Source organism: Streptomyces sp. NPDC020875 (assembly GCF_040641415.1).
Classification (GTDB): domain Bacteria; phylum Actinomycetota; class Actinomycetes; order Streptomycetales; family Streptomycetaceae; genus Streptomyces.
In genome coordinates, this window is record NZ_JBFADP010000116.1 from 1 (window position 1) to 6,898 (window position 6,898).

At 72.5% G+C, this 6,898-nt stretch carries 5 protein-coding genes; 1 reads left to right on the forward strand and 4 read right to left on the reverse strand.

Annotation, left to right across the window (positions count from 1 at the left end):
- Positions 1-151: 151 nt before the first annotated feature.
- The 4 genes from AB0G74_RS33960 to AB0G74_RS33975 form a co-directional block, all read right to left on the reverse strand.
- Entirely contained in the window at positions 152-1,057 is a 906-nt protein-coding gene (locus tag AB0G74_RS33960; protein ID WP_361154495.1) for an ACP S-malonyltransferase, read from the reverse strand.
- Between the two features lie 143 nt (positions 1,058-1,200).
- A complete protein-coding gene (locus tag AB0G74_RS33965) occupies positions 1,201-2,487 on the reverse strand; it encodes an aminotransferase class I/II-fold pyridoxal phosphate-dependent enzyme (protein WP_361154485.1) in 1,287 nt (428 codons plus the stop codon).
- A gap of 65 nt (positions 2,488-2,552) precedes the next feature.
- Positions 2,553-3,911 carry a lysine 2,3-aminomutase gene (locus tag AB0G74_RS33970; RefSeq protein WP_361154487.1) on the reverse strand — a complete coding sequence of 453 codons (1,359 nt, stop codon included), beginning with the start codon at positions 3,909-3,911 and terminating at the stop codon, positions 2,553-2,555.
- Between the two features lie 227 nt (positions 3,912-4,138).
- Positions 4,139-5,095, reverse strand: a complete 957-nt coding sequence (locus tag AB0G74_RS33975; RefSeq protein ID WP_361154490.1) for a proline iminopeptidase-family hydrolase — start codon at positions 5,093-5,095, stop codon at positions 4,139-4,141.
- A gap of 432 nt (positions 5,096-5,527) precedes the next feature.
- On the opposite strand from AB0G74_RS33975, the gene AB0G74_RS33980 reads away from it, so the two are divergent.
- Positions 5,528-6,787 carry a nucleotide disphospho-sugar-binding domain-containing protein gene (locus AB0G74_RS33980; RefSeq protein ID WP_361154493.1) on the forward strand — a complete coding sequence of 420 codons (1,260 nt, stop codon included), beginning with the start codon at positions 5,528-5,530 and terminating at the stop codon, positions 6,785-6,787.
- Positions 6,788-6,898: the final 111 nt, after the last annotated feature.

The window sequence follows — 6,898 nt, forward strand, 5'->3', positions numbered from 1 at the left end:
GGCCGTGGCCGAGTCCGTCGCGGCGTACGGCGGCGACCGGCTCCGGGTCACGGGCGTACTCACCGCGGTGGACCCGGCGCTGGGAGGGGCGCGGGACGGCGGGCGCCGTCGTTTCTCGAATCGTCGGATGTACGGCTCCGGGCCCGGCCGGTCAGTCCGCCGGGGCCGGGCGCGGGGGCCTGCGGAGGGCGGTCCTCGGGTCGACCGGGGTGACCCGGAAGGCCCGGGTGGTCACCGGCACCCGCCCGAAGAGGCTGTCGGGGCCGCAGACCCGGAGGTTGGTGACGCCCCGTCCGGCCAGGGCGGCGACCACATCGGGCCAGCGCACCGGCTGGACGAAGCCGTCCAGCAGCATCCGGCGGACGCCGTCGGCGGTGGTGCGTACGGTGCCGTCCTGGTCGGCGACGACCGGGGTGTGCGGGTCGGTGAAGCCGAGCCCGGGGAAGACCTCGGCCTCGACCCGGTCGCGCAGCGGCCCGAACACCGAGCAGTGCATGGGCGGATCCATGGTGTAGAGGGGCAGGCCCCCGGCGGCCCGGATCCGTTTGCCCAGCCATTCCAGCCGTTCGCGGCGGAGGGAGAGCATATGGAAGTCGGTGTCGATGTGGCAGGAGATCTCGTGCCACTCCCCCATGGCGTCCAGTTCGGCGCGGATCTCGGTGAGCGCGTCGGCCGGGGTGCGGGCGAAGGAGTGGGTGATGATCTCGGGCTGTTCGCGGCCGAAGTAGTCGGTCTCGTGGCGGGCGAGCGCGGCGGTGAGGCGTACGGCGTCGGCGAAGCTCAGGGCGCCCGAGTGGACGGCCGCCGCCTTGCCGCCGAAGCTGGGGCCCGCGATGTGTCCGGGCGGGGTGTCGCCCCGCCCGTCCGACCAGCGGGCGAGCGCCGTACAGGTCGTCAGAAAGGCGACCTGGGCGGCTTCGGAGTAGTCGGCCGCGCCGTCGCGGTAGCCGCGGAACAGGTCGTAACCGAGGACGTCGGACGCCTCCTCGACCAGGGCGGCGGCGATCGGGTTGACGATCAGGAACTTGCCGACGGCGGCGAAGTCCTGGGGGCCCATCCCGGGAAAGACGACAGCGGTACCGCCGGTCTCGGTTCCGGTTCGGTCGGCGGCCCCGGTGGCGGGTCCGGGCTCGGCCGCGACCGCCGTGCCGGTCTCGGTTCTGGTCTCGGGATCTTCCGTCTCCATCGCGGTGGCTCCGTTCAGTGGCCGGTGAGGGCGGCCAGGCCCTGTCGCAGCCGGTCGAGTTCGGCGGCGACATGGGGCAGGCTCAGCGGGTCGCCGGCTTCCTGGGCGGCCCGCTGCTCGGCCCGGGTCGCGCCGTACAGCATGCTGGTGGCGGCCCGGAAGCGCAGGGCCTTCGGGTCGTCGCCGAAGTGGGTTCCGGCGAGTACGGCGACGCCCCGCTCCTCCAGCAGATGGTGCTGGAGCAGTTCGCCGTCGGTGACGCCGTGCCGGGCCAGTTCGTCCCGGAGCGGCGCGAAGTCGGGGTAGACGTAGAACCCGCCGGTCGGCGGGCGGCAGACGGCACCGGCGTCGGTGAGGATCCGGTGGACGGCGGCGGCGACGATTCCGTGCAGCCGGGCGTCGGCCCGGAGCCGGGCGGTCAGCTCGGGCGGTTCGCCGTACGCGTACTCGGCCACCGCCTGCATCGGCCCGGCCAGGGTCGACCAGCTCTCGCTCGCCACCGACGCGACCTCGGCCCGCAGCCGCCGTCCGGCGTCGTCGGCCGGGAAGCGGGCCACGCCGATCCGCCAGCCGCCGAGTGCCAGGCTCTTGCTGAGCCCGGTGACGACGACGGTCCGGTGCGGGATGACCTCGGCCGGGCTGAGATAGGGCCGGTCGGGGTCGTGCAGCAGATCGCGGTAGATCTCGTCCGAGACCACCAGCAGATCCTCGTCCTCGGCGATCGCGCACAGCTCGCGGACCAGCTCCGGCTCGGCACAGGTACCGGTCGGATTGTCCGGGGAGGTGAGGAGGAGGATGCCGGGCCGGGCGCCGTCGAGCCGGGCCAGCCGGATCCGGTCGCGCAGCAGGGCCGGGTCGGGCACCCCGCCCGCCTCGGCCGGGATGGGGACCGTGATCGCGCGTTTGCCCGCGATCAGGACCTGGGGCCGGTAGGTGACCCAGCAGGGGTCGGCGAGCAGTACGTCACCGGGGTGGACGAGTTGCAGGGCGAGCAGCAGGGCCTTGCTGCCGGGGGCGACGATCACCTGGTCGGGGTCGGTGGGCAGCCCCCGGCGGTCGAAGTAGCCGGCGACGGCGCCGCGTACGCCCCGGTCGCCGACGACGGGCCCGTAGGCGTTGCGGTCGGCACCGGCGGTCAGCGCTTCGGCGAGCGGCGGGAAGACCGGCAGCCGGGACTCGCCGAAGCCGAGGTGGACGATGCGCTCACCGGCCGCGGCCCGTTCCGCGATCCGCTGGTCGAGGGCCAGATTGGGCGAGATGCGGGCGGAGCGGCCGGTGGACGCCGCGGTACGGCCGGGCATGGCGGATTCCCCTTTCCGGTGGTCGGTCGTTCGGGGTGCCGGGGTCGGCGGTCGGTGTCGGGCGGTCAGCCGTGGACGCCGGTGAGGGCCTGCCGGGTGGCGGCGCCGACGGCCGCGGCGATGTCGGGCGGGGTGGTCTCGTCGAGTTCGAGATGGTCGATCCAGGCGGCGGTCTCCGAGTAGTGGGCCCGGAAGGGCCGCCCCACCAGCCGGGGGTCCCGGGCCTGGAGCAGCCGGAGCTGGAAGAAACGCCCCTGAGGGGTGTCCTCGACGCCGTCCACCACGATCTTGCCGGGGGTGGTGGACATCACCGGCCCCCGGACGGTCCTGGCCAGGCCGGGCAGCTGCTGGTAGGCGGTCCGGAAGATCTCGTGGGCGCGGGCCAGCGGCACCTCGAAGTAGTGCCGGGGGCCGGTGTCGCGCTCCACGAACATGTAGTACGGCACGGCTCCCGACGCCAGTTCGCCGCGCCACAGGTCGGCCCAGACCCGGGCGGAGTCGTTCACATGGGCGATCAGCGGCGCCTGGCAGTAGATCACGGCGCCGGTGGCCCGGATCCTGGCCAGGGCCCGGCGGGCGATCGCGGTCTCCAGCTCCCGGGGATGGCTGTAGTGCGCCATCACGGCGACCGTCCGGCCGGTGGCGGTGATCTCCTCGAAGAGCCGGAGCAGATCGTCGGCGTCGGCGTCGGTGGTGAACCGCTGCGGCCAGTACGCGACGGACTTGGTGCCGATCCTGATGGTGCGGACGGTGTCCACGGCCAGCAGGGGCTCGATATGGCCGCGCAGCCGCTCCGTCGTCATGATCATCGGGTCGCCGCCGGTGAACAGGACGTCGGTGACGGCCGGATGGCGGGCGAGATGGCCGATCAGCTGCTCGGGCCCGGGGGCCGCGAAGCGGAGGTCGGCGTCGCCGATGAACTGCGCCCAGCGGAAGCAGTAGGTGCAGTACGCGTGGCAGGTCTGGCCCTGCTGCGGGAAGTAGAGGACGGTCTCGCGGTACTTGTGCTGGAGCCCGTCGAGTTCCTCGTCGGACACCTTCGGCACATTGAGCTGCTTCTGGCCGGACGGATGGGGGTTCAGCCCGGCCCGGATCCGGCGTACCTCGGCGGCGGTCTCCCGCCGCGAGCCGCGCCGCGCCAGCTCGGTGAGCAGCTCCACCTCATGGGCGGGGAGCATGCCCCGCTGGGGGAAGACCAGCTGGTAGATCGGATCCTCGGGGACCCGGTGCCAGTCGATCAGCTCGGAGAGGACGTACTCGTTCACCCGGAAGGGCAGTACCTGGGCGACGGCTCGGACGGACTCCAGCACGTCCGGCGGCAGACCGTAGCGCCCGGCGACCTCGTCGAGGTGGTGCGGGCCGAGCGCCCGGAACCTCGTACCCCCGTCCGTGGACGCGGAATTCACAACCTTGAGCAAGGACATGCCAGCCACCATCCTCCGGTCCGGATTTCCGGCCCTGTGCGGCCCGGAGGGAATTCTCGGGAATTCGGGAAAGGACCACGGGCCGAATCGAGCCTGTCCCCCGCCGTACGACGGAGACAACCCCTAGCCTTTCGGCACGGGTATCCCTCCGGGTTCTCTCAGGGCCTCTCCGGGTCTCTTCAGGTCTTTCAGGGCCTCTTCGGGTCGCGAAGGCTCTCTCCGGGGGTTTACCGGGGCGCCCGGTCCCGGCCCTTGCCGGATTCCAGCTCGTCCAGGAAATTCCGGAGCACCGAACGGCAGAGCTCCGGCTCCTCCAGATGCGGCAGATGGCTGGACTCCTCGAAGATCTCCCACCGCACATCGGGAATCAGCTCGGCGAACGGCCGTACGGTGACCTCGGTGGCCTCGTCGTAGCGGCCGGAGATCACCAGGGTCGGTACGCCGATGTCCGGCAGGACGTCCTCCACCGACAGGTCCTTGAGGGTGCCCACCACATGGAACTCGTTGGGGCCGTTCATCGTGTGGTAGACCGTCGGATCGTTGGAGAGTTCCATCAGGGACGCCACGTACTCGGGCGGCCAGGGCTTGATCCGGCACACATGGCGGTCGTTGAAGATCTGCACGGCCTGGGTGTAGGCGCGGGAGTCCGTGGTCCCGGCGGCCTCGTGGGCCCGCAGGATGGCGTCCACACCGGGTGGCAGGGCCGCCCGCAGTACCGCCATCTCCTGCCGCCACAGCCGGTACGACGCCGGGGAGTCGGCGATCACCAGTCCCCGCAGCCCGGCGGGGCGGCGGGCGGCGTGCGCGGCCGAGAGCACTCCGCCCCAGGAGTGCCCGAACAGTACGTAGTTCCCGTCGACCCCCAGGCCGGTCAGCAGATTGTCCAGCTCGGCGAGGAAGAGGTCGAGGGTCCAGAAGTCGGCGCCGGCGTCCGGCAGATGGCTGGAGGCGCCGTTGCCGAGCTGGTCGTAGTGGACCACCGTCCGGCCGGGTTCGGCGAGGGCGGCGAGATTGGTGAGGTAGTCATGGGTACTGCCGGGGCCGCCGTGGACGACGACGAGGGCGGGGGCGGCTTCGCCCGGGGTCCCTGTGCCGCCTGTGCCGCTGGTGCCTCCGGTGAGGCGGTACCAGGTGCGGTGGTCTCGGAACGGGACCCAGCCCTGGGCACGAGGTGCCACGGTCATCTCGGTCTCCGTCTCCGGGCGCTGTTCGGTACGGCCGTGCGGGGCCGCGGGTCCTCTTCTGTCTAGTCGCCGGAGCTTCGTCGGCGCAGCCCTTAAGGGGCCCCTGTTCCGTGGCGGGGCGGCGGCCGCGGAGCACCCGTCCGTTCGTCGCAGACCGCTCGCCGGGCGGGGCTTGTCGCGCGGTCCCCCGCGCCCCTACGGACTCCGGAGCGGGGCGGCTCGTCATGTGTACCCCCTATTCTCCGGGCGGGGGGCCGCCCACCGCGCGGGGGCGGCATATCGTGGGCGGACGGTGGCCCGCGCAGAGGCGGGGCGCCGGTCCGAGGGCGGGGCGGGACCCCGGTCCCGCGGTCGAGCACTCCCGGCGCTCCCGCGATCCCTCCCGCCGACCGCCCGTCACCGCTTCGCCCGAGGGGGAATCCCGTGCGCGTCATGCTGATGTCGTTTCCGACGCGAACCCATATCTACAGCCTCGCCCCGGTCGGCTGGGCGCTGCGGGCCGCCGGGCACGAGGTGCGCTATGTCGGCCAGCGGAATCCGTCGGAGATCGATCCGTTCCTCCAGACCGGTCTGGAGTGCATGTGGGTGGGCGGGGACTTCGATATCGCCCGCCATCGGCAGGCGGGCGGCAGTGTCGAGCCCGGCGAGGATCCGTTCAAGTTGTCGGAGACCCGGTCGGAGCGGCTGACCGACGAGTACGTGAAGGCCGCGTACGACACCACCGCGGGCATGATCCGCTATCTCAACCCGGACCGGATGCTCAACGAGACGCTGCGGCTGGCCCGTGAGTGGCGGCCGGATCTGATCGTCTGGGATCCGCTGATCTACACCGCCCCGCTGGTGGCGAAGGTGGTCGGCGCCGCGCAGATGCGGATGCTGTACGCGGCCGACCAGAACGCCCGGGTCCATTTCGAGTACGAGAAGCTGAAGGCCCGCAGGCCGGACGAGGACTGGCCGGATCCGCTCCGGGAGTGGATGTCGGAGTGGCTGGCCAAGCAGGGCCATGAGTTCGACGAGGAGCTGCGGTTCGGTTCGGCGTCGATCGACCCGGGCCCGGAGTGTGTGCAGTTCCCGCTGAACGTCGACTATCTGCGGGTGCGGTTCGTGCCGGTGAACCGGCCGCTGGCGATGGACCGCTGGGTGTACGAGCCGCCGGCCAGGCCCCGGGTGCTGCTGACGCTGGGGGTCTCCAACCGGCAGGTGCACGGTGAGGAGCAGGCGTCGGTGTCGGAGCTGTTGGAGGGGCTGGGCTCCCTGGACGTGGAGGTGGTGGCGACCTTCAGCCGGGAGCAGTTGCCGCCGGGGACCCGGCTGCCGGACAACGTTCGGGCCGAGGCGTTCGTCCCGATGAACGAGGTACTGGCGAGCTGTTCGGCGATCGTGCACCAGGGCGGCGGGGCGACCATCGGGAACGCCGTGGTCAACGGGGTGCCGCAGTTGCTGGTGCCGGGGACGATCTGGAGCGAGCGGGCGTCGGCGGTGGCGCAGGCCGAGCGGGGCTTCGGGCTCTATGTGGATCTGCCGGAGATCACCGCGGAGCGGATCGCCCGGGATGTGACCCGGCTGCTGGAGGAGGAGTCGTTCCGCCGGATCGCGGCGGAGGTACGGGACGAGATGCTGGCGGCCCCGACGCTGGCCGATGTCGTACCCAGGCTGGAGGCGGCGGCCGCAGCGGCGGCGACGGCGCGCTGACCGCCGCCGGGGTTCCGGCCGGTGACCCCGGGCGGCGGGGCCACCGGCCGGACGGTCCGGAGCACGGAGGCGGGGAGGGGGGGGGGGGGGGTGTGGGCCCCCAACCACCCG

Excerpts from the sequence above, each read along its gene's own strand:
- AB0G74_RS33960 (WP_361154495.1), bottom strand. The coding sequence starts at position 1,057 with ATGGGCCCCCAGGACTTCGCCGCCGTCGGCAAGTTCCTGATCGTCAAC.
- AB0G74_RS33965 (WP_361154485.1), bottom strand. The coding sequence starts at position 2,487 with ATGCCCGGCCGTACCGCGGCGTCCACCGGCCGCTCCGCCCGCATCTCG.
- AB0G74_RS33970 (WP_361154487.1), bottom strand. The coding sequence starts at position 3,911 with ATGTCCTTGCTCAAGGTTGTGAATTCCGCGTCCACGGACGGGGGTACG.
- AB0G74_RS33975 (WP_361154490.1), bottom strand. The coding sequence starts at position 5,095 with ATGACCGTGGCACCTCGTGCCCAGGGCTGGGTCCCGTTCCGAGACCAC.
- AB0G74_RS33980 (WP_361154493.1), top strand. The coding sequence starts at position 5,528 with ATGCTGATGTCGTTTCCGACGCGAACCCATATCTACAGCCTCGCCCCG.